Origin of the sequence: Actinomadura sp. NPDC048032, assembly GCF_040653175.1 — a bacterium.
Classification (GTDB): Bacteria; Actinomycetota; Actinomycetes; order Streptosporangiales; family Streptosporangiaceae; genus Spirillospora; species Spirillospora verrucosospora.
In genome coordinates this window covers 1-23,951 of record NZ_JBEZJP010000003.1, presented here as the reverse complement: position 1 = coordinate 23,951, position 23,951 = coordinate 1, and the positions used below count along the sequence as shown (strand labels likewise).

Genomic DNA, 23,951 nt, shown 5'->3' with positions numbered 1-23,951 from the left:
CATGGGCGATGAGGGGTCCGTGCGGGTCGATCTGTGGATCTGGTCCGTGCGGCTGCTGAAGACCCGCTCGATGGCGTCGACCGCGTGCCGGGCGGGCCACGTCCGGGTGAACGACGAGCGCGCCAAACCGTCCACCTCGGTCAAGCCGGGCGACGTCGTCAGGCTCCGCCACGACGGGCGGGAGCGCGTCGTCGTCGTGCAGAAGACCATCCGCAAGCGGGTGTCCGCGCCCGTCGCGCAGGAGTGCCTGATCGACAGGAGCCCGCCCCCGCCGCCGCGCGAGGCGCTCATCCCCGTCGGCCGCCGGGAGCGCGGCGCGGGCCGTCCCACCAAGCGCGACCGCCGCGAGCTCGAACGCGTCCTCGACCGCTACCGCATCCTGAACGAGCCCCCGAAGGACGACTAGGAGCCGGTGGCGTAGCGGCGTTCGGACTCCAGCGCCGACGCCACGTCCCGGGGGTAGGTGCGCCGCGCCCTGAGCAGCAGCAGACCGTTGCCCAGCAGCGGTATCAGCGCCAGCAGGAACACCCGGTCCAGGCCGACGCCCGCCGCCCGGCCCGCCCCGAGGACCCCCGACAGCCAGCCGAACAGCACCGGCGCGGCCGCCTCCCCGGACATGCGCACGATCGTCCGGATGGCCTCCGCGCGCCCCCACAGCCGGAAGTGGACGACGTCCAGCCGCACCGCGTCCAGCGGCGGGTTCGCCGCGGCCAGCGCGGCGGAGGCGAGCGTGAACAGCGGCAGCGCGACCAGCGCCCGGTCGGTGAGCAGCGCGGGCAGGAACAGCAGCGCCGACGCGGCGAACGCCACGCCCGGCACGCCGACCCGCGAGGTCACCCGCCCGCCGCGCAGGAGCCGGTCGGCCAGCCGCCCCCCGACCAGCACCCCGAACAGCGCCGCCGCCCCGGCGACCGGCAGGAACGCCGACAGCCCGCCCTGCCCGACCGCGTACCGCTCCATCACGAAGACCAGCGCGAACGTGCGCATCCCGGCGAAGAAGAAGTAGCCGACCGCGGACGCCAGGATGATGATCACGTTCGTGCGGATGGCGAGCACGTACCGGGCCGCCTGCGCCAGCGTCATCCGCTCGGGGTCCTGCGCCAGGACGTTGCGCGGGTCCGGGCGCACGCCCGCCCGGTCCACCTGCCGCTGCGCGAGCTCCTCCCCGCTCCGACCGCCGGAGGTCCCCTGCGCGCCGCGCGCCGGCTCGGGCAGCATCCTCCACAGCAGCACGGCCAGCACGAACCCCAGGCCCGCGACGAACCAGAACGAGACCCGCCAGCTCGCGAACGCGGCGATGTTGCCGCCCGCCAGCAGCCCGAACCCGACCCCGACCAGCTCTCCGGCGAGGATCCGCCCGTACGTCGCGGCCCGCTCCTCGGGCGGGAACAGGTCCCCGATCAGGGACGCCACCGTGGGTCCCGCCGTCGCCGTCACCGCGCCCAGCGCCACCCGCGACGCCAGCAGCCACTCGTACGACTCCGCCAGCCCCCCGAGGACCATCGCGGCGCTCCACAGCACCACGCTGCCCGCCAGCAGCGGCACCCGCCGCACCCGGTCGGTGAGCTGCCCCACCGGCACCGTCGCTATCGCGCCGACCGCCGCCGGCGCGGCCGTCAGCACCCCGACCTGCGTGTTGCCGATGTGCAGGGAGCTGCGCAGCTGGTGGACGATCGCCCCGATGACCCCGGTGTCCGCCGCGTTCAGCGCGAGGACGCAGGCCATCAGCACCACGACGCGCGCCCGGCGCCTCCCGCCCAGCCGGTCCGCCAGCGCGGTGCTCATCCGCCTCCACGGCCGCGGGGCCGACGCCGGTGCCATTGCGCTCTAGTGCCCCCGCGCGGCCGGGGTATGTCCCGGCCGCGACCATGATGACCTGGGGTTCCGCTGCCCGCCCTGCCCCGGCGTCAGTCTCCGCGCGCGCCGGCGGGCGGGGCGATGAGCGCGTACATCAGCAGGATGCACAGCGCGATGGTCAGCACCGACCAGATCGGGAACGCGGCCAGGAACGCCAGGTGCCCGAGGGCGGCGAGGAAGGCGAACACGACCCCGACCACCCGCGCCCACATCTTCCCGGTCAGGATCCCGACGCCGACGACGACCTGCAGGGCGCCGAGGACGAGCCAGTACCAGCCCCACGCGGTGAAGTCGAAGACCAGGATCTGGTTGGAGTTCACGACGTAGTAGCTGTCCTTGAACAGGGCCACCACCCCGTCGATGACGTTGAACGCGCCCACCACCATGGAGAGCACTCCCGCGAAGGTGAGCCATCCGGAGAGCTGGTAGCTCTGGCCCGTCGATACCGATCGGCCCCCGTGGGTCATCCTCGTCGTCATGAGACCTCCCGATCGAGCTGCATGTTCATGTCGAGAAGTCCCCTTTGTTGCATATTGGGCAAACCATGCCGCCCAGTTATTTGACGTCCCTTTGAGGCAAATGTGGCGGCGGTGTGCCCCCACCGTCCGCTCCGCCCGCCGGGCTCCGCGGTCCGGCCTCCCCATGTTGTGCAAGAAGTCTTGCGCAATAGTTCTTGTGCATGTGACGATGGCCGCATGACCGAGCCGGACGACGTGCCCAAGGTGACCGACTCGCAAGTGCTGGCCGCGATGTCGCACCCCCTCCGGCGGCGCCTCCTGGACGTCCTCAAGGTCCACGGCCCGTCCACCGTCAGCACTCTCGCCGACCGGACCGATCAGGCCGTGGCCAACATCAGCCACCACCTGAAGGTGCTCGCCGCCGCCGGTCTGACCGTCGAGGCGCCGGAACTCGCCAGGGACCGCCGCGAACGCTGGTGGCGGCTCGCCGCACCGGAACTCCGCTGGGTCACCGGCGACTTCGACGACGACCCCGCCCGCCAGGCCGTGGCCGGCGCGGCCGTCTCGCTCGCCCTCGACCGGCAGATCGGCCTGGTCCGCGCCTGGCACGCCGTCCGGGAGCAGCGGGGGGCATGGAACGGCGCGGCCTTCTCCGCCGACACGTGGCTGCACCTCACGCCCGCCGAACTGGGCGAGCTGGAACAGGAACTCCTCGCGCTGCTCGCCCGGTGGGAGCGGCGGGACGTCCCCGACGACGGGCAGGCCCGCGAGCCGGTCTTCCTGTTCGCCCACGGCGTCCCGGCCGAACCGTGACCACCGCCCCGACCGCCGCCGCCCCCGCGCGCGGCGGCCTCGGCGGGCACCGCGACTTCCGCCTGCTCTGGATCGGCCAGGCCACCGGCAAGCTGGGAAGCAGCGTCACCGGCGTGGCCCTTCCGCTGGCCGCGGTCGCCGTCCTCGACGCGAGCACCTTCCAGGTGGCGCTGCTCTCGGCCGCGGCCTGGGCGCCCTGGCTGCTCCTGGGCCTCCCGGCGGGCGCCTGGGTCGACCGCCTGCCGCGCCGCCCGGTGATGCTCGCCTGCGACCTCTCGGCCCTGCTGCTCTTCCTCAGCGTCCCGGCCGCCGCCTGGCTCGACCGGCTGACCGTCGCCCACCTGGCGGCCGTCGCACTGGGCGCCGGCTGCGCGGGCGTGTTCTTCCAGACGGCCTACCAGGTCTACCTGCCGTCCCTGCTGGACCGCGGCGACCTGGCCGCGGGCAACGCCAGGGTCCAGGCGACCGAGGCCGCCGCCCAGGTCGGCGGCCCTGGACTGGCGGGGCTGGTCATCCACCTCGCGGGAGCGGTGAACGCCGTCCTTCTCGACGCGGCGAGTTACCTCGTCTCGGCCGCCTGCCTGCTGGCGATCCGGACCCGCGAGGCCCGCCCCGCCCGCGACCGGCGCGGGACGCTGCGGCAGGAGATCGCCGAGGGCCTTCGCTTCGTGGCCCGCGACCCCTACCTGCGGGTGCTGACCCTGTTCTCCGCCGCCAGCAACATCTGCCTGTTCGGGTACCAGTCGATCCTGGTGGTGTTCCTCGTCCGCGAGGTCGGCGTCGGCCCGGCCACGGTCGGCGTCCTCGCCGCCGCGACCAGCCTGGGAGCCGTCCTCGGCGCGGCCGCGGCCTCCGTCCCGTCCCGCCGCTTCGGCTCGGCCCGCACCCTGCTCGCCGCCGAGATGGGCGCCGCGCCGTTCGGCCTGCTGGTCCCGCTCGCCGCACCGGGCGCGGGGCTGCTCCCGGCCTTCGCGGGAGGGTTCGTCATCGCCGCGGGCGTCGCCGCGGGCAACGTCCTCAAAGGGACCTTCCGGCAGGCCTACAGCCCTCGCCCGCTGCTCGGCCGGATCACCGTGAGCATGCAGCTGGTCAGCTACGGCACCATCCCGCTCGGCGCCCTGCTGGGCGGCGCCCTGGGTACGGCCCTGGGCGTCCGTCCCGCCATGTGGATCACTACGGGCGCGCTGGCGCTCTCAGGGCTGACGCTCCTGGCAGGCCCCCTCCGCCACGACCGAGACCTCCCGTCGCGTCCCGGCTGAGCGCGCGTTCAGCCCGGCGATCCAGGCTTGCGCGCCAACACGAGCCGTCCCCGCGGACTGCCGTCCTCACGCGTCCCCAAGGCCGCCAACGGGACGGTCGTCACCCCGAACCCGGCCGCTGCCAGATCGCTCCGGAGCGCGTTCAGCGGACAGGTCCGGTAGTACATGACGAACGGGGGACGCCACACCGCGTTCCGGACCCGCATGACCAGATCGAACCCGAGCAGCGCCCAGTACAGGCGGGACATGATGGGCGGCGGCGCCCCCACGGGGAAGGCGAAGAGCCCGCCGGGCCGCAGCGCCCGGTACACCCCGCCGAAGAGCGCGGGCCGCTCCGCGGGCAGCAGGTGCCCGAGCGCCCCGAAGGTGACCGCCAGGTCGAAGGCTCCGTCGAAGGGCAGGGCCCGGACATCGGCCCGCACCCATCCGGCCTCCGGATGAGCCCGCCGCGCCTGTTCGAGCATGCCCGCGCTGAAGTCGACGCCCGCACTGCGCGCATCGCACAACCGTCCGAGCACCCGCATGCCCGCACCCGTGCCGCAGCACACGTCCAGCCCCTCACCGAACGGCCCGTACGGCAGCAGCGCCTCGGCGGTCGCGTCGAGGACCCTGTCGGGCGTCCGGAAGGGCGTCTCGTCGAACTTCGGAGCCAGCAGGTCGTACCCGCGCTCGACCGACGACAGCGCCTGAACCGCCAACTCCCGCAAGGAAGGGCCCCGAGCCGAGAACACGCCCCAACCCTACTTCCAGGGAGCCGGGAGCCCGCGCCTCACACCTCGGCGCCGCACCTCGGCGTCCGGGCCAGGTGATCGGAGGGTGAGGAGGGCGCGGCCGGTGACCGCGCCCTCCCTGTCGACGCCCGGTGACCTACGAGGCGCGGCTGAGGAAGGACCAGCCGATCTTCGCCGTGTCACCGAGGATTCTCAAGTCCCGCTCCAGGCTGGCGCAGTGCGCGTCCTCGATGTCGTCCTCCGACCGCCGAAGCAGGAACCCTTCACTCTGCGGTTCCAGGCCAATGCTCCTGTTCCCGAACGTGCTGTACATGCCGGGCCGGCCGATGGTCGTCGCCCAGTCCCACTCCCTGTACACGGAAGAGGGCAGGACTTCTTTCATCAGCTGCCGGTCGAAGCGCAGCAGGGGACGCGGGTTGGCCATCGACATGTGCCCGCGGAGCACGTGGTACACCTCCAGGAACTGGTCGAAGGTGCCCTTGCGCAGAACTTTCCCGCGGCGGGTCGCCCGAGGGTCGTCGGAGCCGCGGCTCGCGTCCGTCCCCCGGGTGTCCCGCATCGTCCGGACGTGGACGAGCCTGAACGGGACGCCGTCCTTACCGATCCGCCACTGGCGGAAGAGCGGCGCACGGCCGTCCTCCAGGAACATCAGCGAAGCTCCGACGGCGGCCGTTGGCACGAACACCGGGGAGACCGCTGTGGCGATCAGCAGGTCGAGCGCCCTTTTCTCAGCGCTGAGAGTCCAGGCGGGTCCGGTCAGATTCGCTCCAGGGAGATCCGAGATCGTTTCCCGGATCGCCCTGAGCCTCTGCTGCAGTGCATGCAGCGGTTCTTGTTCTTTCATTTCGTTTGCGGGCACAGGATCAAGGTGCCCCCTCCTTCAGCCCCTACTCTGTCGGCGGGACGAGGGGGAAGCCACCTATTCCGGTCCGTCACCGCATGAGTTTCCGGACGACCGCACGCTGCGACGCCGACCGAAATATCGCGGCGACCGCTCAGAATGGCTTGGGCCGGAATCGCGGATCGTTCCCGAACCGGGTCTTCCTACCAAGGCCGAAGCCGCGCCGCCGGTTCGGGCTACAACTGGTCAGGGCCGTACGGGGGCGGGTGGGATGCCGGCCAGGCAGGAGGTGCCGGGGACCCGCAGGTCGCGGATGAAGCCCGTCTGGATCGCGGCCACGCAGCCGCTGGGTTCCTGTTCGGCCACGTGACCGACGTTGGGCGCCTCCACCACCGCGGCGCGGCGGAACTGGCGCGCGGCCTGCCGGCCCACGGCCGTCGGGGTGTCGGCGTCCAGGTCACCGGACACGACCAGCACCGGGACGTCGGGGAACGGCCCGCCGGTCGGCTGCACCGGGCCGCGGCGGTCCGGCCAGCGGACGCATGCGTCGCCCTGGTCGTAGCTCATGCTGGTCCAGGCCGTCTTGCCGAACGGCCAGTAGGCCCGCTCGGGCAGTGCCGCGCGCCCGGCGGAGAACTGGCGGAGGCGGGCGGCGACCGGCGACCGGCGGTTCCACAGCGTCGGGTAGTCGTTGCACATCACGGCCGCGGCCAGTTCGGGGTTGAAAGGCTGCTGCTCCTCTCGGCGGAGCGCCGACCCGCTCAGCGGTGCCACCCGCCGGGCGGCGTCGACCAGCGCATTGGTGTCGCCGCGCAGGGCGTCGCGGACCATCGCGGGAACGTCGCCGATCCCGGCGGGGGCCGATTTGGCCGAGTCGTAGACGATCGCGGCCAGTGCGGTGTCGTCCAGCAGCCGCTGCGGGCCGTCCAGCGTGTAGGGGACCGGGCGTGCGTGCAGCCGCTGGGCGAGCCGCGCGACGTCGCGCAGGACCCGGTAGCCGTCGCAGGCGCCGGCGCTGCGCCCGCACACCAGCCGCAGCGACCGGCGGGCGGCGCTCGCGTTGGGGCGCGCCCACATGTCGAAGTCGAGCGGGTAGGCGCTGGAGAGCACCACCGAGCGCACGCGGCCCGGATGCCGCTGGGCGTAGACGGTCATCAGGTAGGTGCCGTAGGACTCTCCGAGCAGGTCCAGCCGCTCGATCCGCAGCCTGGCGCGGACGGCGTCGATGTCGTCGGCGGTCTCGGCCGAGGTGTAGCCGCGCCCGCGGGCCCCGAGGGTCCGGCCGCACTCGCCGATCGCCCGGACGAAGCCGTCACGGGTGGCGGGCAGCGAACCGAGGGCCCCGCAGGCGACCGGGCCGGAGCGGTTCACCCCGCGCGGATCGACCAGGAGAAGGTCGTGGTCCTCCAGCAGGGCGCGGTACATCTGCGCGTACTGGGAGGCGGACGCGATCGCGGAGTTGCCGGGACCGCCGGGGTTGATGGTCACCGTCCCCTTGACGGGCCGGGAGGTGTCGCGGTGCCCGATCAGCGCAAAGGCCACGGTGGTGCCGCCGAGTTCGGGACGCGCCCGTACCAGCGGCACCCGCACCGTCCCGCACACCGCGCGGGGCACCGGCACGCACTCGGCCGGCCCGCTCCGCGGCGTCCCGGCCGCCCCTGCCTGCCCGGCGGCCATGCCGCCGGACGCGATCACGGCGGTCGCGGCCGCCAGCAGGCCCGCCGTCCTGAAGATCAGTCGCATGCGGGGAGCATGATCGCTCGCTGGCCGACCGCGCATCGTCCCGCAAGGGGAACCCGCCGCCGATACCCGAGAGGGACTCGGCCGCGGTGCGCACCGGGGCCGGGATGCGCGGGCGTCCGCCGCGAGTCGCCCGCCCGTTTCAGCGCGAGGGGCGGGTCGCCCGCACGAAGGCGACCCGGCCGAACCTCAGGTCGGCGTGCGCGACCTCCCGGGCGTCGTCGAACCCGGCCTCGGCGAGCAGCGCGATGACGCCGTCGCCGTGGTCACGGGACGCGACCGGGCCGTGCGCTCCCTGGGAACGCTTCGACCAGGGCAGGTGCCGGAGCGCATGGGCGAGGCCGCGGCCGTGGCCGTGCTCGTGGTGGCCCTCGTCCCCGGCGTCGGAGGAGGGCCCGCCGAAGTCGGCGACGGTGACCGTTCCTCCCGGCCGAAGGGCGCGCAGAGCGGCGCGCGCGAACGCGCTCCGGCCGTCGTCGTCGAGGTGGTGCAGGGCCAACGCCGAGACCACATGGTCGAGCGAGGCGTCCTCGGCGGGGAGGCGGTCGGCGTATCCCTGCACGAGCGTGAGGTCGACGCCGCGGCGCCGCGCCTTGCGCGCGGCCCTGCGAAGAGCGTCCGCGTCGGGGTCGAGACCGGTCACTCGCGCGGCGGGCTGGGCGGCGAGCACGGCGAACGACAGGTTGCCCGTCCCGCAGCCGACGTCGACCACCGTCTGGCCCGGCCCGATGCCGGCGAGCCGGGCGGCGCGCTCGTGCAGGGCGCGGACCCCGACCACTTTGGAGAAGACGTCATAGAACGGGAGGAGCCAGGTCTTGCCCGCTCCAGGCAGGAACGGGCGGTCCCGCTCCTCCGGGGTTCGCTGGTCGAGGATGCGTACGTCCATGGGTGGGTGCCCCTTTGCGCGTCCGGTGGCGGGTCTGCCGCGAGAAGCCGGTGGCAGACTTGGGTGCCGTCACCGTCAAGTCTTGGACATTTCGCGGCCGACCAGCAGGACATACCTTTGGAGTCATGGGACATTCTTCGGTCGGGACCTCGCTGGGCCCCCCGTCGAGGCTGCGCACGACACGGTTCGACGGGACGCCCGTCTACCGCTACCAGCAGCGCCCCGGGCTGCCTCCCGTCACGGTGACCCGCTTCGACGCCGAGACCGCCCACGCCGACCTGCCGCCGGACCACCGGCACGCCCACGACTTCCTCGTCCTCGTCTACGTCGAGGAAGGCGCGGGCTCGGTCGCCATCGGAGGCGTCGAGCGGCCGCTGCGCACCGGCGAGGTCCACGCCGTGTCGCCGGGGCAGGTCATCGGCGTCACGGAGGTCGCCGAACTCGCCCACAGCCGCGCGTGGTCGGTGGCGTTCACACCGGACGCCGTCCCCGCCCTGGCCTCGGTCTCCCCGCTGACCTGGACGCACCACCCCCTGCTGGCCCTCTTCGCTCCCGGCGCGGGGCACGCTCGGGTCGCCGAATCCCATCGACCAGGATGGTCGGCGCTCCTGGCGGACCTGGCCGGGGAACTCGCCGACCCGAGCCGTCTCGGGGCGCGCGAGGCCGTCTCCGCCACGCTCACCCGGCTCCTGGTCGCGGCCGCGCGGCTGGCGCCCGCCGCCCCGGGCGGCCCGGACCCCCTCGTCGAGCGGGTCTTCGCCGAGATCGAGGCGACGTTCCGCGAACCGGTCTCCGCCGCGGACGTCGCCCGCGCGCTCGGCTACACCCCCGGACACCTCACGACCGTGCTCCGCAGGCGCACCGGCCGCCCCCTCCTCGAATGGATCACCGAACGGCGCATGATCGAGGTCCGGCGGATGCTGCGCGAGACCGATCTGCCGCTCGACGCCGTGGCCGCCCGGACGGGACTGCGCGACGCCGCCTATCTCGTCCGCCGCTTCCGCAACCGCTACGGCGTCACCCCGCAGCGATGGCGCCGCGCCGAGCGGGCCTGGCCATGACGGCGCGGTGCCGTCGGCGTCCAGCCTCGTCGACGGCGCATCAGGGGCGTCGGCGCGTCCTGCCGGTGAGGGTTGCCGCTGGTAGGGTGCCCAGCGATCCGAGGGGGCGATCATGAGCTGTGCCGCGGAGCGGCGAACCGGACCGAGCGGCAACCGGCCGGCGAAGGTGAGCCTGTTCTTCGCCGGCTTCGGCGTCGCGGCACTGGCGAGCTTCGCCACGGGCATCGCCTGGATCAACCCGGCGGTGTTCGTCGGTCTGGCGATGCTGTCCGCACTGGCGGCGGTCATCGCCGGGCATGTCGGCCGATTCCGGGGCCGCCGCCTCGACGGGGACGGGCGCGGAATGGCGCTGCTGGGGATCGTCCTGGGCTGGCTGCTGATCATCGTCTGCGTGCTGGCGGTCGTCGTGGTGCTGGGGCTCATCACCGGCCTGGCCGTGCTCTCCGATGCCGCCGGCAGTGGATGACGCCGGCTCGCCGACGCTCACGTCGCCGGTCGCCGGGCCTTGACGTCGTTCATCCGTCGTAGGGGCGTTCAAGGGTGTGGAGGGACGGGCCGTCGACGACGGTGTCGGCGTGGCCGCCGGCCTTGGAGCCGACCTTGAGTTCGATGAACTCGTGGCCGCCGCCAGAGTAAATGAGCGAAACCGGAAACGTGATGAAGGTGCCCTCGGTGTTCCAACTCGTCGACCGAGCGCTTCCGACGTCGAAGGCCACGAGACGCGGCCCGCTCGACAGAAACGCTTCGCAGTCGGAGTCCCGGGAGCTGTCGTCCTGCATGGCGCAGGCCTTCGTCCAGTTGCGACCCCGCACGAGAGCCAGGTAGCTCACCAGGGTCGCGCGAGCTCGTGCCTCGTCTCGTTCCTTCGCGGCGTGACCCTTGGAGACGAAGGACCACACTCCGATGGCGCAGCAGATCAGGAGGACAGCGAGCCAAGCTGACCGGCGCGGGCGTGCCATGGCGGTGAGGCTACGCGATGCGTCCCCGACGAGATACGACGATCACGGATCGCCGTTCGACGGCAGCGCCATGTCACGACAGCGTGCAATCGACTCCGCTTCAACGGCCCTTGCTCGCGAACGGCAATGAAAACGATTAGCGGCATGAAACGATCTTCCGTATCGCTTGGGTCACGCTCCTGTGAGCGACTGGAAGATCGGGTCAGAATCCGGACGTTTTCGGTTACGTTTACGGCCATATCGGGCCCCCTCGCAAGGAGTACCCCCATGCGCACGAAGACGCGCCGTCTGGCCACCACCGTGGCCGCCTCCGCCCTGCTCGCAGGCGGTCTCGGCTACCTGGCCACCCCGGCCATGGCCTACACCGAGAAGTGCACCAGCTCGCAGGACACCACGATCGGCACTCCCGGCACCAACGTCAGCGTCCACATCAAGCTGTGCATCGTCGACAGCGGCGGCTACCACCAGGCGGTCGCCAACGGGACCTTCAGCGGTGGAGGCGGCACGACCGACAAGTTCGACAACTTCGACCTCAAGGTCCGGGTGGAGCGGTACGACTCCGTCTACGACACCTACACCTGCGACTTCACCAACCTGATCAACAACAACAGCAGCAGCGCCTTCTCGTGCGGCTGGGCCGTCTCCGGATCCTCCCTGAACAACGGGTGGAGCGCCGACGGGGCGGTGAACTACGACATCAACCTCGACGGCCTGGGCGGCAAGACCTGGAACCTGACGGGCACCCCGACCATCTACTGAGCGGAGAACACGCGAGGCGTCCCTCCACCCGGATGGACGCCTCCCCGCACGCCGGGGGCCTGGAGCCGCCCCCCGAGCGACGGGCGCCGTCAGCCCGGCCCCTGACGGTACGGTCAGGCGATCAGTGGCCGTACCGGAGGGCATCATGGCGGGTCCTGCACCTGGGCAGATCGAGCACTATGTGCAGATGTTCAAGCGATTGAGCGACCTCTCGGAGTACTTCTCCATCGAGGAGAACCTGTCGTGGACGGTGGTGCGCCCTCACAAGGCGCAGCTGACCGTGGAAGAAGTAGTACGCCGATTGCACGGCGAACCGGACGCCATCACGACGGACCGGCCCGCCGATTGCGTCTCCAACCTCGAATACGACGACCTGGCTGACACGGTTTTCCTTGAGCAGCGCGGCGACGCGTTCATCATCGTGGGATTCGGCACCAACACCGCCGAGGAAGAGACGCTGCGGCGGCTCAGCCAGAACGCCACCGTTCACACGGTGTTCTGGGCTATCAACAACTTCAACAGGCTCTCCTACATCGTCGACGGCGCAGTGGTCACCGAACTGGACACCCTGTGCCCCCTGGACCGGTGGGGTACCGACCCGGAGGCACTGACCGACCACCTCGATGCGTTGCTCGACCTCCACGAGCATTCCGACCCGGGCCCGGACTGGGAGACCGCGATGGCCACCCTTGAGTCGTTGACCGGGCAGCGCCTCGACGCCGACTGGTTCACCCGTCCACAACTGCTCGCAAAGGTGAACCGCCGTTAGCCGCGCCCCCTGCTGTCATGACCGCATTCTTCAAGTGAGAGGTCTCCGGCGGCGTGTCGCCGCCAAGTTCGGAGTATCGGCAATGCTTTTCGACGTCGCCCGCAGCGAACACGTCACCTTCTTCGGCGAGGAACGGCTCGCGACCCTGCCCGCCACCGCCTTCCCGCCCTCCGCCGCGGGCACTGAGGGCGCCCGTCTCCTGCAGACCGTCGGCGTACCCACCGGGACGTTCTGGCTGCGTGAGCCCGACGAGGAATCCGGTCGGCTGGCCCTCGTCCATGAGGTCGTCAACACCGAGGACTTCGAGGACGCGGGCGAATGGCCCGTCATCGGCTGGCTCCTCAACGCCCACCTCGCCCTCGACCCCGGTTCCGGCAAGGTGCACGCCTTCGATCCCGACGAGGAGACCGCGCAAGAACTCCACACGGACGTCTCCTCCCTCGTCCAGGTCACCTTCCGTTTCCAACGCCTGCTCGACGAGTTCACCTTCAGCGGCGACGAGGAAGCCGAATTCGAACGCCTGGAACGCGAGGTCGCGCGTATCTGTCAGGAGACCAGCAGCATCGACCCGCTCCCCTTCCAGGACGACGAGACCGTCTGGTCGGTGGTGGGCGACGAGATCGCCGCGGGCCAGCGCTTCAAAGGCGACAGCCCGGGAGCCCGCTCACGTCGCTGATTGGGGCCGCCGAGTCGGTTTTCGGGGCCCTAAGGCCCTAGGGACCAGGCATCGCGCTCCGTAGCGTTCCTGCTGATCAGTCGGGGACCGACGAAGCGAGGAGCATCCATGCGCCAGACCGCAATCCTGATCGGCCTTTCCGCCGCCGTTGTGACGGCCGGAGGGCTGATCTCGGCGACGACGCTGGGCCCCACGCCTCTGAAGGCGACGTCGATAGGCGCCCAGGAGGCCGAGGAGCTCGTCGTCCACGTGACTCCGGGAGGGAAGGCGGGGACGTCCGCCAGGCGGGGAAACACCGCCTCGTCCATGGCCGAGGCGGAGAAGATCCTGGAGGACAAGGGGGCGTCCAAGGCCACGGTGCTCGTCAAGGGCGGCACCTACAAGGACGAGGAATTCGAGTGGGACTACGCCCCGGCGGGTGGGGAGTTCACCGTCCGGCCCGAGTCGGGGACGGGTCGCGTGGTCTTCGACGGCGGCGGCCGCGACGGATACTGGGCCACCGTGCGCCCCGGCGCCGCGAAGATCCACTTCAGCGGCATGACCATCCAGAACTACACCGCGGGCGGCATCCTGTTCAGGGGCGACAAGGCCACCCGCAAGAAGATCAGCGGCGGTTCCGTCCGGGACATGACCTTCCGCAGGATCGGGACCAAATACGGTTCCGGCACTGAGGGGTACGGCGCCGTCCACATGTACTACTCGTGGAACATGAAAATCGAGAGGAACAACTTCTGGAACCTGGAGAACGACACGGTTCTCAGCCGCATCCACGGCGTCTACTTCTCCAACGGCTCTGGAAAGAACTCCGTGTCGGGCAACGCCTTCTACAAGGTCAGCGGTGACCCGGTGCGGGCCAGCGACGGTGCGAGCGGAAACCGGGTGACCGGCAACAAGTTCCAGACGACCGGCTGGTACGGCCTCTTCTCCTACTTCAAGTTCGACCGCGACCCGGTGTGCGGGAAGAACAACTACTTCGCCGGCAACACCTACGGGAAGGTGTACCCCCGCCCCGGCCGCAAGAAGAGCTTCAAGAACCAGCCCGTCGATTGGGACAAGCGAGGAAAGCGCGGCGCCTGCAAGCCGGACCCGATCAAGGTCGGTCCGGGCAACCGGTACCGCCCCAACCTGCGCATCAGCATGGTGGGCACCGCCGGATGACCCTCACGGCCGACCACGTCTAGACGCACAATGCCCGTGTGACCCGTCCCAGAATCCGCGTGGCCGCCTACGTGATCAGACATCGCGACGCACCCGAACTCCTCGTCTTCGACCACGTGGGCATGCCCCAAGCCGGCACCCAGATCCCAGCCGGCGGCGTCCACCCCGGCGAGGATCTGGAACAAGCCGTCCTGCGCGAGGTCTTCGAAGAGACCGGCCTGCGCACCGTCACAGTCGTCAACCAAATCGCCGTTGAGAACAAACCCCACCCCAACACCAACCAGCCGCGCAGGACCACGTACTTTCACCTTCAAGCGCCAGCAACCACGGCAGACGCATGGAACCACAAGGTAAGCAGCGATGGAGATGACGCCGCCCTGACCTTCGCCTGCCGTTTCCACCCGCTACCGCTGCCCCAGCCCCTGGCAGATAACCAAGACACCTGGCTGAACAGCATCAACCCCCAATGGGCCACCACGACCAACAACCGAAACTAAACCGCCGTACCCCCTCCGGCCCGCCTGATTTCCCAGTGCCCTTGAGCCGAGGCACCTGATTACAGGCAAGATCAGGGATGTCCAGAACCATCTCCACAGGCCCCTCGAAATCGGAGACGGACCAGCGGCCGGCCCGGCCGCTGGTCACGCTCGTGTTCAGTGCAGGCGGGCCTTGCGCAGCAGGCCGACGAGGCCGTGCGTCTCGTCGTTCGGGCCGGCCGAGAACCAGACGGCGTCGGTGCCACCGGTCGTCGGCGTCCCGCGCAGGAGCGACCACAGACCGTCGATCTCGATCGGGCGGCCGTCTGGCCGGCGCAGCGCGCCCCGCCAACGGCCATGCCGGGTGAAGGCGTTGATCCGGCCGTCGCCGAAGTTGCCGACGAGGACGTCTCCGGCGAAGTCACCGAATGATCGGGGCGCGATCACCAGCCCCCACGGCGCGTTCAGCGGACCGCGGGAGGCGAAGCGGTGATGGAAGCGACCGAACCGCCGATACTCCACGACGAAGCCGAGCCCGGGGCCGGGGACGTCGTCCTCGGCGTCCGCATCCTGCTTGGCGTAGGTGACGAACACGGAGCGGCCGAGGACGGCGACGTTGAACGGCGCGAAGCCTCGTGGGATCGACGGGTCATTGAAGCGCTTGCCGGGCAGCCTGAGCCGCCGGAACCTACCGTCGAAGACGTCGATGCGCCCGTTGTGGAAGTCGGTCGCCAGCAGGAACGCTCCATGGCGGGTGTGCAGCAGCGCCAGTCCCTTGTAGATGGCGCCTCGCGCGCCCGCCACGCGGACTGCGGTGGTTCCCGTGTTGCGGTTCCATGCGGTGATCGCGCCGCTCTCGCTGCTGAAGATGAAGGTGGCCGGCGCGCCCTTCACCGCGAACTCGGCGGTGTTGTTGAACACCTCTCCGGTGGGCGCGCCGCCCTCGACGGTGACTTCCAGCGCCTGCTTCTTCACGCCTTTCGCGCCACCCGCGTACACGGTGGCGACGCCGGTGCCGTTGTTGGCGGCCCACAGCGGCCCGGTCGGGCTGAGCGCCAGCCCCCATGGGTTGACGAGCTTGGGGTCCTGAAGAGGCGCCCGGCCTGGGATGTCGGAGACCAGGTCGGTCTCGGTGAACCGGGTGTGCCGGCCCAATCCGTCGGCGCGGCCCGGGGATTCGGCGGACGCGGGACGGGTCGGGGCCATTCCTGCCAGCAGGGCCAGGGCGGCCATGAGCATACCTAGAGTTCTTCGCATTCAGATCTCCCTGAATCGATCAGCGGGCCCGGTCGGACCGCGGCGATAATTACCCTGGGCAGGTTCGGCGAATCCGGCCGCCGCACCATGCGACGGAATCCTGACCAACAACGATGGCCGCTTTACGTTTCGGGGCGATCAGTGCACCACCCCGTAAACCCGAGCCCGAGGAACCAACCTCATGAGCAACTCAGCCCGCCCGGACACCCAACTCGCGGGCTGACCTGCGGCGAGGGGCCGTCCACGGTCAGAGCACCAGAAGCCCCGCGGCAGCGACCGCCCCGCTTTCGCGCACCCAACCACGCACGGCGATCGTCCCGGACCTCAGCCATGGGATTGGCGCGCGAGTCAGGAGATTGACGCCCCCACACCAAGCCTCGGTGGCGGCGTCGGATGCCTACACCTTTGCAGTAATCACTCTTACCGGATTGGTCGGCCACGGGACCACCGCGATCTGCTCCGCCATAATTCCCGCGAGAGAAATTTCGCGAGCTAGATCAACATTCCGTATTCAAGGGGTCTGGCCTCGATCAGCTAAAGGTCGGCGTGGCGTCAGGTTGGCGGGGGACAGTCAGACTTCCTGCCTGCGCCGGTTGCTGTCAGAATGAGACGCCCCGGGCCGTATGGCTCCGGGGCGTTCTCGCTGGTCTTGGAGGTGGGCAGGGGCGGGGTCGAACCGCCGACCTTCCGCTTTTCAGAAGCAGCAACCCCTGCCGCCACCCCGTCGACCAAGGTCAGACGGTGCCCGACGTGCGCCCCTGGTGCCGCTTGGCGGCCGCCGTTGCCGTCAACGTTGCCGTCACTGTCCGGCCCTTCGACCTCGCGCCTTCAACCGTCGGACGTGCCGCTCGTGCTGCCCGACACGGCGCCGCTGGGCGCGGTCGATGAGCAGCGTCCGCGGGTCGGCCGCCAGCTCGTACAACTCGACCTCGAACGGGTCGGCGTCGTACTCGATGAGACGAGCCAAGGCGTCTCGATCCTGCTCGGCAGTGCCACGCCGGCGCACCTGTTCCCGCCAGACAAGCTCGCTCGCCTCGGCCTCGTCCATGCTCCGACGATAACTCCTCGCCCCGCCGTGACCACCTGGATGCGAACCACCGGCCTACCCCACGTGCCACCGCTTACCCCAGCTACACCGTGGGCCGACGACTTGCCCGCGTAAGCCCATGGGAGCCTCCGTTGCGGTACCCCACTGCTGTACAGCAGCACACCAAGAGCGTGTCCACGCTCTCAGCTTGGGAATCAAACCGATCCGGGCCGTCAGGGCGGCTGACCTGGCCTCTGCCCGTACCGCGAGTGACCGTGCCCCCCTGATCGCCCGGCTGGCCGAACTCCACGGCCAGCCCGACGCGCCTGCGTGGGAGGCGCCCGTGGCCCTCGGCGCCCGGCAACGCCTGCCCGCCTTCCCCGCCGACGCGCTTCCCGACTGGGTCTGTGCACAGGCGACCGCGGTCGCCGAGTTCACCCAAACCCCGATCGACCTCGCGGGCTGTCTCGCGCTGGCCGCGCTGTCGACCGTCGCCGGTGGCCGCGCCATCGCCCGCAACACCAAGCCCGTATCGGCGCTGTCCGACCCCAAGGTCATGCGGGCCGTTCTCGACAGCGCGGTGACGCTCCTTGACGGGTCACTCGCTGCGCCCTCGACCGTCCAACGCAACCGCGCGATTCTCCACAACGCGTGTGAATACGCGGTGGAGTTGAACCTGCTCGCGCGCAATCCTGTCAAGGTCATCAAGTGGAAGGCGCCAAAAGCCTCGTCCGAGATCGACCGTCGATCGGTCGTCAACCATGGCCAGGCTCGGCGCCTGCTGAAAGCCGTTTGGGATCAGCAGCCAAGCGGCCCGCGCCTCGCCGCATTTTTCGCCGTGCTCTACTACGCCGGTCTACGCCCGGAGGAGGCCGTCAACCTGCACCGCGAGAACGTCACTCTTCCCCAGTTGGTCTGGGACGAGCAAACCGAGAACTGGCACGAACCAGCGGACGACTGGGGAGAGTTGCGCTTCTGTACCGCCTCGCCTGAGGTCGGAGCAGAGTGGACCGACAATGGCGCCCGTCGTGAGCTGCGGCGCCTAAAGGGCCGCGGTGAAGGGGAATGGCGCCACGTCCCGGTGGCGCCGCCGCTCACCCGAATCTTGCGGCGGCACCTGGAAACCGTCGGCCCCGGCCCCGGTGTGCGTGCGTTCTGCGGTGTCCGCGGCGGCGAACTGGCCACCATTACCTACCGCCGCGTGTGAGACCGTGCGCGCCTTGCCGCGCTTTCTGACGCCGAGTACGCCTCGCCGCTCGCTAAGCGTCCGTACGACCTGCGCCACGCGTGCGTGTCCACCTGGCTCAACGGGGGCGTTACGGCTACGCAGGTCGCTGAATGGGCCGGCCATAGTGTGGAGGTCCTGCTACGCGTCTATGCGAAATGTTTCGAAGGGTAGGACGAAGCGGCTAAGCGACGTATCGAGCAAGCCCTACGAGACTGAAAACGGGACGAGTGCAGTGCTCCCCTGTCCTGCCTCTGGGCAGGACAGGGGAGCGCTATCTCTAATAGCGTTTCGGCTGATAGTTGGGGGGCAGCCCAAGATCGCGCGCGGCTGTGTCGAGAACCTTGCGGAGTGGATCACCAGCGATCATGGGACTGATGACTTTACCCGTTTGGATCAGGCAGATTGGTGTCTGAATAATGTCTGGCCTGCTTGCGCTGTCGGCAGGGACGTCTAGGAGGGAGAGGTTGCCGTCATCGCCCTGATGTAGGTAGCTCGTGGCTGTGGTAAGGGTCGTGTGGCAGTATCTAGACAGATGGCGGTAGACGGGATACATCTCCGGGGTGCCATAAGCCTTGACTAGATTCGGGAAGGTTTCAATCTCCCCCCGTAGGCTGTTATGAGTCTTCTCCTCCGCTGAGTCCTTGAAGTCGAAGACCGGCGTGGGCTCGTCAGGAATCTCCTCTGCTGCTGGCCAGTTCTTCTCCCGCATGTCCTTAAGCAGGGTGTTGGTTTGCCTGACGGTGTAGTCCTGAAGCGCTCGCAGGGCCGCGACTCCGTTGTCAGCAAGCCAAATCGAGGCGTACGTGTGACCGATCAGGTTTCGGACCAAAGGAGCGGCTTCCACACGGAAGCCAGCTTGATCTAGGTGCCAGATCGCCTCGGCGGTGCGGGTGACGAACCTCCACCAGCCGAACAGGATCGGGAACACCTGCTGATGTTCGGCATGGATGTCCACCCCCGTCTCGTCCCCTGCAATCTTGTTTGCCTCCGCGATCAATTGGGGGGTGATGGCGCGGGCTCGTCTGATGGTTTCTTGGTTATCGCCGAACTGGTACATGGCCAGCACGCTAGAGCGCCGAGGACGTAGCTGGCATCTAGTTTGCCTAGGGGCTACGGTCCGTGCGGAACTAGGGCACGTATTCGGCACGATCAACCGCTGCGAGCCGGTGACGGTCGGACATGGCCGGACAGACGAGAGAAGCGCCCGGGCCTGTTCTTGCAGGTCGGGCGCTTCTTGTTGCTGCTTGGTGAGGTGGGCAGGGGCGGGGTCGAACCGCCGACCTTCCGCTTTTCAGGCGGACGCTCGTACCGACTGAGCTACCTGCCCAGGACGCGTGTTGCGTGCGTCTGGCGGTCCTGACGGGATTTGAACCCGCGGCCTCCACCTTGACAGGGTGGCGAGCACTCCTAACTGCTCCACAGGACCTTGCGTCTCCCGAGCCTATCGGCTCTGGAGGGGTGTCTTGGCCGGTGTTCCCGGCGCTTGGCGACGTCCGAGAGCATACGCGATGGCCGAGGGGGTCGCCAACTCGGTTACGCCGGGCGGGTGGGGGGACGATCCGGGCGGGGAGAAACCGGGCGGACAAGAGTGTTTCGTGTTTGTGCTTGGGGCTCCTACTCTGTCCGAGTTGCGCAACGGTGCGTGATCGGAGGGTGGCGCTGTTCCCCCCTTGCGGGGGCGGCTGTAGAGAGGAGGCCGCGTGGTCGCGAAGCTCCCAGACCAGAGCGCGGAGGACTACCAACGCGGGCTTGGGACCCGCCAGATCCAGATGTTGGCCATCGGCGGGACGATCGGCACCGGGCTGTTCCTGGGCGCCGGGGAGAACATCGCCAAGGCCGGGCCCAGCCTGATCCTGACGTACGCGGTGGCGGGGCTGGCGCTGTTCTTCGTCATGCGGGCGCTCGGCGAGCTGCTGACGTACCGGCGGGCGGAGGGCGGGTTCGCCGGGTATGCCCGGGAGTTCCTCGGGCCGTTCTGGGGTTACGCCACGACCTGGACGTACTGGATCATCTGGGTGACGACCGGGATGGCGGAGCTGACCGCGGCCGGCAAGTACATCCAGAAGTGGTGGCCGGGCGTCGAGCAGTGGCAGACGGCGCTGGTGGCGCTGGTGGTGCTGTTCACGGTGAACCTGATCTCGGTGAAGCTCTTCGGCGAGCTGGAGTTCTGGTTCGCGATGATCAAGGTCGCGGCGATCGTGATGATGATCCTGGTCGGGCTCGGGGTGCTGGTGTTCGGGTTCAGCGACGCCGGGGACACCGCGCGGGTCGGGAACCTGTGGGACCACGGGGGCGTGTTCCCCGAGGGGGCCGGGGCCACGATCATGACGCTGCAGATGGTGATGTTCGCCTACCTGGGCGTCGAGCTGGTGGGCGTGACGGCGAGCGAGGCCAAGGACCCGGAGAAGAACATCCCGCGAGCGATCAACGCGCTGCCGGTGCGGTTCGCGCTGTTCTACCTGGGGTCGCTGCTGGTGATCCTCGCGGTGGTGCCGTGGACGGCGTTCAAGGGCGGGGCGAGCCCGTTCGTGCTGGCGTTCGACCGGATCGGCATTCCGGGCGGGGCGGACATCGTCAACTTCGTGGTGCTGACGGCGGCGCTGTCGTCGTGCAACGCGGGCGGGCTCTACTCGACGTCCCGGATGCTGCGGACGGCCGGTGTGAACGGGGACGGGCCGAAGGTGCTCGGACGGCTCAACGGGCGCGGTGTGCCCGTGCTGACCGTCGTCATCTCCGCGCTGGTCATGGGGATCGGCGTGGTCGTCAACGCGGTCGTGCCGGAGAAGGCGTTCGAGTACATCACGTCCGTCTCCACCGGTGGGGCCCTGCTGGTGTGGACGGTCATCCTGCTCGCGCACATGGCCTACCGGCGGCGGTCGGCGGCCGGGGAGCTGCCCAAGGCGCCGTACCGGATGCCGTGGGCGCCGTACACGAACTGGGCCGTGCTGGCGTTCTTCGCCTTCGTCACCGTGACGATCGCGTGGGAGGCCGACACGCGGATCGCGCTGTACGTGATGGCCGCCTGGGCGGCGCTGGTCGTGATCGGCTGGCCGTTCGTCCGGCGCGGCTCGCAGGAGGCGCGGGTCCCCGTCCCGCTCGCGGAGGAGAGCACGAGCGCCTGAAAAGGGCATCCCACGGCGGGGAGGCGCCCGCCGTGGGATGATCCCTTATGGCGGTTCCTTCCTCCGGAGGCGCGCGTGACCAGCATGCTTGAGATCCGGGTGCGGTGGGTCCTGCTGGTCGTGGTGGGCGTGGCGAACGTCATCGGTTCGCTGGTGGTGCTGCTGTTCGCGACGTTCGTGGTGCCCGATCCTCCGTTGGACGACCGCGACTACGTGCATCTGGTCAACGCGGTGGCGTTCTTCAGCTATCCGGTGGTCGCGGCGCCGGCGGCGCTCCTGTGCGGTCTGTGGCTGTGGCGGCCCGTGGTCACGTTCGTCCGGGACGGGGGAGAGCCCGACCGGCGGCAGCGCCGGGCCGTGCTGCTCGGGCCGCTGCGGCTGACGCTGCTCGTCGGGGCGCTGTGGGCGGTCGGCGCGCTCGGCTGGGCGGCGCTCGACCTGATGCTGTTCACCGGACGGCTGGCGGTGAAGACGGGGCTGACGTGCCTGCTCGGCGCGGGCACGACCTGCACGATCGTCTACCTGCTGTCGGAGCGGCTGCTGCGGCCGGCGGCGGCGCTGGTGCTGGGCGCGGAGCGTCCGAAGAGGCTCCGGCTGCCCGGGGTGACGACGCGGGTGATGCTCGCGTGGGCGCTCGGGACGGCGATCCCGGTGTTCGGGCTGATCTGCGTCGCGATCGCCGCGCTGGCCTCGCCGGACATCAACGTCACCCAGCTCGCGATCACGATCCTCGGCCTCGGCGGCGCCGCGCTGCTCGCGGGGGTCTGCGTGATCTACATGGCGACGCGGGCGATCGCCGACCCGATCAAGGCGGTGCGCAGCGGGATGGCGCAGGTCGAGCGGGGGGACCTCGGCGCCGAGGTGGACGTGTACGACGCGAGCGAGGTCGGGCAGCTGCAGGCCGGTTTCAACCACATGGTCGCGGGGCTGCGCGAGATCGAGTGGCTGCGCGACCTGTTCGGGCGGCATGTCGGCGAGGAGGTCGCCGACCTGGCGCTGGAGCGCGGCGTCGTCACGCTCGGCGGCGAGACGCGCGAGGTGGCCGTGCTGTTCGTGGACCTGACCGGGTCGACCCGGCTGGCCGACACTCGCAGCCCGGACGAGGTGGTGGGGCTGCTCAACCGGTTCTTCGGCGTGGTGGTGTCGGCGGTGGCGAAGCACGGCGGCTGGATCAACAAGTTCGAGGGGGACGCGGCGCTGGCGATCTTCGGGGCGCCGACGCAGGTGGAGGACTCGGCCGGCGGGGCGCTCGGCGCGGCCCGGGAGCTGGCGGTGCGGCTGCGCGCCGAGGTGCCGATGCTGGACGCGGGGATCGGCGTGTCCGCGGGCCCGGTCGTCGCGGGGTACATCGGCGCGGAGGAGCGGTTCGAGTACACGGTGATCGGCGATCCGGTGAACGAGGCGGCCCGGCTCAGTGACCTCGCGAAGGACGAGGAGGGGCGGGTGCTCGCCTCGGCGACCGTGCTGGAACTCGCGCACCTCGCCGAGTCCGACGAGTGGGACCTCGGGCGGTCGGTGACGCTGCGGGGGCGGAGCCGTCCGACGCGGCTGGGCACGCCCCGGCACCCCGCGCGTCCCCTGGTCCCCGCGCCGCGGCGGCCCGGGCCGGAGACGGGACGGGCGAGGTTCCCGCGCCCGCTCAGGCGCAGCAGGAGGCTGCTGTTCGGGGCGCTGGTGCTGGCGAAGGCGGCCAAGAGCGCGCGGGCCGCGGGGCCGGGCGGCGCGGAGGAGCCCGGAGGGGATTCCGGCGGTCCGGCCGTGTCTGACTCGTCCTGACGGGACCCGCTGCGTATCGTCACCTTCGGTACACAGTCTGCTACCGATCCGTAACTCCGGCGTCACCGGACGGTCCGAGGGTTGGGGCGGACAGCCCCGGCTCCCGAGAGGTGACTGATGCACCGGCGGAATCGTCTCGCGCTCATCGCCGTCCTGGCCACCGCGGCCGTCGCCGTCCCGGCGGCGCCCGCCGGCGCCCGGCCAGGCCCCGACCCGCTCCTGTCCGTGCTGCCGGGCGCCCCGGAACCGCGGCCGCGCACCGCCCCGGTCCGGGCTCCGGATCCGGACTCCGGCGTCCTGGACGTCGCGCACCGCGGCGCGTCCGCTTACGCGCCGGAGAACACGCTGGCGGCGTTCCGGCTCGCCCGGGCCAGGAAGGCGGACATGTTCGAGCTGGACGTCCAGGAGACGAAGGACCATCAGCTGGTGATCATGCACGACACCACCCTCGCCCGGACGACGAACGCCGAGGAGGTCTACCCGGGCCGCGGGCCGTGGAAGGTCGCCGACTTCACTCTCGCCGAGATCGGGAGGCTGGACGCCGGCGGCTGGTTCGCGAGGAGGTACGCGGGCGAGCGCGTCCCGACGCTCGGCCAGGTGCTGGCCGCGATGCGCGGGCAGGGCCTCGGCCTGCTGCTGGAGATCAAGAGCCCGGAGCTCTACCCGGGCGTCGAACGGCGCATCGCGGCGGAGCTGAAGCGGTCCCCGTCCTGGCTGCGGTACGACCCGCGGGGGCGGCGCCTCGTCGTCCAGTCGTTCGACTGGGCTTCGGTGCGCCGGTTCCACGCCGTCCTGCCGAAGGTGCCGACCGGCCTGCTGGGCACTCCGAAGGCCGCGGACCTGCCGAAGCTCGCGAAGTACGCGGACCAGGTCAATCCGCCCTTCGGCGGCCTGACCGGGTCCTACGTCGACGCGGTGCACGACGCCGGGATGGACGTGCTCACCTGGACGGTCGACGACCCCGGCGCCATGGAGCGGGCGATCGACCTCGACGTGGACGGGATCATCACCAACCGGCCGGACGTCCTGCGCGGCGTCGTGGACGGGATCCGACCCAACGGGAGCGTTCGGCGGCGTAGTACGCGGCGCCGTCGGGCC

Annotated in this window: 24 protein-coding genes and 3 tRNA genes; 14 read left to right on the top strand and 13 right to left on the bottom strand. The window is 70.4% G+C overall.

Going from position 1 to position 23,951, the window contains the following annotated elements:
* Nucleotide 1 precedes the first annotated feature (1 nt).
* Nucleotides 2-406, top strand: coding sequence for an RNA-binding S4 domain-containing protein (locus tag AB0C69_RS00970; protein WP_360348067.1), 405 nt, complete (start codon nucleotides 2-4; stop codon nucleotides 404-406).
* Here AB0C69_RS00970 and AB0C69_RS00965 read toward each other — a convergent pair.
* Nucleotides 403-1,785, bottom strand: a complete 1,383-nt coding sequence (locus tag AB0C69_RS00965; RefSeq protein ID WP_360348064.1) for an MFS transporter — start codon at nucleotides 1,783-1,785, stop codon at nucleotides 403-405. The genes AB0C69_RS00970 and AB0C69_RS00965 overlap by 4 nt on opposite strands.
* 122 nt (nucleotides 1,786-1,907) lie before the next feature.
* Entirely contained in the window at nucleotides 1,908-2,336 is a 429-nt protein-coding gene (locus tag AB0C69_RS00960; RefSeq protein WP_360348061.1) for a hypothetical protein, read from the bottom strand.
* Between the two features lie 216 nt (nucleotides 2,337-2,552).
* Between AB0C69_RS00960 and AB0C69_RS00955 the strand changes: the two genes are divergently transcribed.
* Together AB0C69_RS00955 and AB0C69_RS00950 are read left to right on the top strand one after the other, a co-directional pair.
* Nucleotides 2,553-3,128, top strand: coding sequence for a metalloregulator ArsR/SmtB family transcription factor (locus tag AB0C69_RS00955; protein ID WP_360348058.1), 576 nt, complete (start codon nucleotides 2,553-2,555; stop codon nucleotides 3,126-3,128).
* A complete protein-coding gene (locus AB0C69_RS00950; protein WP_360348055.1) occupies nucleotides 3,125-4,387 on the top strand; it encodes an MFS transporter in 1,263 nt (420 codons plus the stop codon). Before AB0C69_RS00955 ends, AB0C69_RS00950 begins: the two co-directional genes overlap by 4 nt.
* 8 nt (nucleotides 4,388-4,395) lie before the next feature.
* Here the strand turns inward: AB0C69_RS00950 and AB0C69_RS00945 are convergent, their stop codons facing one another.
* From AB0C69_RS00945 to AB0C69_RS00930, 4 genes are all read right to left on the bottom strand, one after another.
* Nucleotides 4,396-5,085: a class I SAM-dependent methyltransferase gene (locus tag AB0C69_RS00945; RefSeq protein ID WP_360348052.1), complete on the bottom strand. Its 690-nt coding sequence runs from the start codon at nucleotides 5,083-5,085 to the stop codon at nucleotides 4,396-4,398.
* Between the two features lie 169 nt (nucleotides 5,086-5,254).
* Nucleotides 5,255-5,962: a sugar transferase gene (locus tag AB0C69_RS00940; protein WP_360348189.1), complete on the bottom strand. Its 708-nt coding sequence runs from the start codon at nucleotides 5,960-5,962 to the stop codon at nucleotides 5,255-5,257.
* A 243-nt stretch (nucleotides 5,963-6,205) separates the two neighbouring features.
* Entirely contained in the window at nucleotides 6,206-7,702 is a 1,497-nt protein-coding gene (locus AB0C69_RS00935) for an alpha/beta fold hydrolase (RefSeq protein ID WP_360348049.1), read from the bottom strand.
* A gap of 139 nt (nucleotides 7,703-7,841) precedes the next feature.
* Nucleotides 7,842-8,585, bottom strand: a complete 744-nt coding sequence (locus AB0C69_RS00930) for a class I SAM-dependent methyltransferase (protein WP_360348046.1) — start codon at nucleotides 8,583-8,585, stop codon at nucleotides 7,842-7,844.
* Between the two features lie 125 nt (nucleotides 8,586-8,710).
* Here AB0C69_RS00930 and AB0C69_RS00925 point away from each other — a divergent pair, with 125 nt between their 5' ends.
* Nucleotides 8,711-9,646, top strand: a complete 936-nt coding sequence (locus tag AB0C69_RS00925) for an AraC family transcriptional regulator (protein WP_345178024.1) — start codon at nucleotides 8,711-8,713, stop codon at nucleotides 9,644-9,646.
* 112 nt (nucleotides 9,647-9,758) lie between these two features.
* Nucleotides 9,759-10,112: a DUF4190 domain-containing protein gene (locus tag AB0C69_RS00920; RefSeq protein WP_360348043.1), complete on the top strand. Its 354-nt coding sequence runs from the start codon at nucleotides 9,759-9,761 to the stop codon at nucleotides 10,110-10,112.
* A gap of 49 nt (nucleotides 10,113-10,161) precedes the next feature.
* On the opposite strand, the gene AB0C69_RS00915 is transcribed toward AB0C69_RS00920, so the two are convergent.
* Nucleotides 10,162-10,605, bottom strand: coding sequence for a hypothetical protein (locus AB0C69_RS00915; RefSeq protein ID WP_360348040.1), 444 nt, complete (start codon nucleotides 10,603-10,605; stop codon nucleotides 10,162-10,164).
* A 267-nt stretch (nucleotides 10,606-10,872) separates the two neighbouring features.
* On the opposite strand from AB0C69_RS00915, the gene AB0C69_RS00910 reads away from it, so the two are divergent.
* From AB0C69_RS00910 to AB0C69_RS00890, 5 genes are all read left to right on the top strand, one after another.
* Complete coding sequence (locus tag AB0C69_RS00910) at nucleotides 10,873-11,364, top strand: hypothetical protein (RefSeq protein ID WP_360348037.1); 492 nt, start codon at nucleotides 10,873-10,875, stop codon at nucleotides 11,362-11,364.
* A gap of 124 nt (nucleotides 11,365-11,488) precedes the next feature.
* Nucleotides 11,489-12,133, top strand: a complete 645-nt coding sequence (locus AB0C69_RS00905; RefSeq protein WP_360348034.1) for a DUF6461 domain-containing protein — start codon at nucleotides 11,489-11,491, stop codon at nucleotides 12,131-12,133.
* Nucleotides 12,134-12,215: 82 nt separating this feature from the next.
* Entirely contained in the window at nucleotides 12,216-12,809 is a 594-nt protein-coding gene (locus tag AB0C69_RS00900; protein WP_360348031.1) for an SUKH-4 family immunity protein, read from the top strand.
* A gap of 108 nt (nucleotides 12,810-12,917) precedes the next feature.
* Entirely contained in the window at nucleotides 12,918-13,967 is a 1,050-nt protein-coding gene (locus AB0C69_RS00895) for a right-handed parallel beta-helix repeat-containing protein (RefSeq protein WP_360348028.1), read from the top strand.
* A 59-nt stretch (nucleotides 13,968-14,026) separates the two neighbouring features.
* Nucleotides 14,027-14,464 carry an NUDIX domain-containing protein gene (locus tag AB0C69_RS00890; RefSeq protein ID WP_360348025.1) on the top strand — a complete coding sequence of 146 codons (438 nt, stop codon included), beginning with the start codon at nucleotides 14,027-14,029 and terminating at the stop codon, nucleotides 14,462-14,464.
* A gap of 156 nt (nucleotides 14,465-14,620) precedes the next feature.
* Here AB0C69_RS00890 and AB0C69_RS00885 read toward each other — a convergent pair whose 3' ends face one another.
* The 3 genes from AB0C69_RS00885 to AB0C69_RS00875 form a co-directional block, all read right to left on the bottom strand.
* Complete coding sequence (locus AB0C69_RS00885; protein WP_360348022.1) at nucleotides 14,621-15,700, bottom strand: TIGR03118 family protein; 1,080 nt, start codon at nucleotides 15,698-15,700, stop codon at nucleotides 14,621-14,623.
* 656 nt (nucleotides 15,701-16,356) lie between these two features.
* A tRNA-Phe gene (locus tag AB0C69_RS00880) sits at nucleotides 16,357-16,423 on the bottom strand.
* Between the two features lie 76 nt (nucleotides 16,424-16,499).
* Nucleotides 16,500-16,748 (bottom strand): hypothetical protein, encoded by a 249-nt coding sequence (locus AB0C69_RS00875; protein ID WP_360348019.1) that lies wholly within the window; start codon nucleotides 16,746-16,748, stop codon nucleotides 16,500-16,502.
* A gap of 187 nt (nucleotides 16,749-16,935) precedes the next feature.
* On the opposite strand from AB0C69_RS00875, the gene AB0C69_RS00870 reads away from it, so the two are divergent.
* A complete protein-coding gene (locus tag AB0C69_RS00870; RefSeq protein ID WP_360348016.1) occupies nucleotides 16,936-17,934 on the top strand; it encodes a hypothetical protein in 999 nt (332 codons plus the stop codon).
* A 298-nt stretch (nucleotides 17,935-18,232) separates the two neighbouring features.
* Here the strand turns inward: AB0C69_RS00870 and AB0C69_RS00865 are convergent, their stop codons facing one another.
* The 3 genes from AB0C69_RS00865 to AB0C69_RS00855 all read right to left on the bottom strand — a co-directional run bounded on the left by AB0C69_RS00865 (nucleotide 18,233) and on the right by AB0C69_RS00855 (nucleotide 19,381).
* A complete protein-coding gene (locus AB0C69_RS00865; protein ID WP_360348013.1) occupies nucleotides 18,233-19,012 on the bottom strand; it encodes a DUF5677 domain-containing protein in 780 nt (259 codons plus the stop codon).
* Nucleotides 19,013-19,208: 196 nt separating this feature from the next.
* Nucleotides 19,209-19,282 (bottom strand) — tRNA-Phe (locus tag AB0C69_RS00860).
* A 21-nt stretch (nucleotides 19,283-19,303) separates the two neighbouring features.
* A tRNA-Asp gene (locus AB0C69_RS00855) sits at nucleotides 19,304-19,381 on the bottom strand.
* A 274-nt stretch (nucleotides 19,382-19,655) separates the two neighbouring features.
* Between AB0C69_RS00855 and AB0C69_RS00850 the strand changes: the two genes are divergently transcribed.
* From AB0C69_RS00850 to AB0C69_RS00840, 3 genes are all read left to right on the top strand, one after another.
* Nucleotides 19,656-21,077 carry an amino acid permease gene (locus tag AB0C69_RS00850; protein WP_345178079.1) on the top strand — a complete coding sequence of 474 codons (1,422 nt, stop codon included), beginning with the start codon at nucleotides 19,656-19,658 and terminating at the stop codon, nucleotides 21,075-21,077.
* A gap of 84 nt (nucleotides 21,078-21,161) precedes the next feature.
* A complete protein-coding gene (locus AB0C69_RS00845) occupies nucleotides 21,162-22,853 on the top strand; it encodes an adenylate/guanylate cyclase domain-containing protein (RefSeq protein WP_360348186.1) in 1,692 nt (563 codons plus the stop codon).
* A gap of 117 nt (nucleotides 22,854-22,970) precedes the next feature.
* Nucleotides 22,971-23,951, top strand: a 981-nt coding sequence (locus AB0C69_RS00840; RefSeq protein WP_360348008.1) for a glycerophosphodiester phosphodiesterase family protein, incomplete at its 3' end; no start/stop codon positions are given.